The sequence below is a fragment of the Anaerosporobacter sp. genome (assembly GCF_965301125.1).
Genome location: NZ_CBDLAM010000035.1, coordinates 25,520 through 25,953, shown reverse-complemented (window position 1 = coordinate 25,953; position 434 = coordinate 25,520). Strand labels below are relative to the sequence as shown.

Below are 434 nucleotides of genomic sequence, written 5' to 3'. Positions count from 1 at the left end.
TCAGTCCGATCGCGTTGGTAGACAAAATGGTAATGCGCCAAAAGATAATCAAAAGCAAAATGAACAGATAGATGCTGTAAAAAATGATTTAGGTTTAACCCAAAAGCAAAGAAGATTTTTACATAAAGAAATAGGCCACCAAGGATATGGCTATCAAGAAATTAAAGATTTAGCTATTGAATTATTCGGAGATATATATTATAAATAGATATTTATTATAGAGGAGATCTTAAGATGTTTAAAGATGAAATAATCACTAAATTAACAGGTACCAAATTAAATAGTATAACACGTGCTGCTGATATGTGTTGTTTACATTTTGATGTTAAGGAGGAATATGATAACCAAACTTATAATTTGCATTTTCAATGTCCTTGGAGATTTACTAACCTTAGCAAGAATCAGATCCTTTTACCTTCATATGATATTTATGT

General features: G+C 29.5%; 2 protein-coding genes. Both read left to right on the top strand.

Annotation, left to right across the window (positions count from 1 at the left end; genetic code table 11):
* Positions 1–208 (top strand): hypothetical protein (locus tag ACW2QF_RS05925; protein WP_455715076.1); only part of this gene is annotated, 208 nt, incomplete at its 5' end.
* A gap of 26 nt (positions 209–234) precedes the next feature.
* Positions 235–434: hypothetical protein (locus ACW2QF_RS05920; RefSeq protein ID WP_455715075.1), on the top strand; the 200-nt coding region annotated here is incomplete at its 3' end.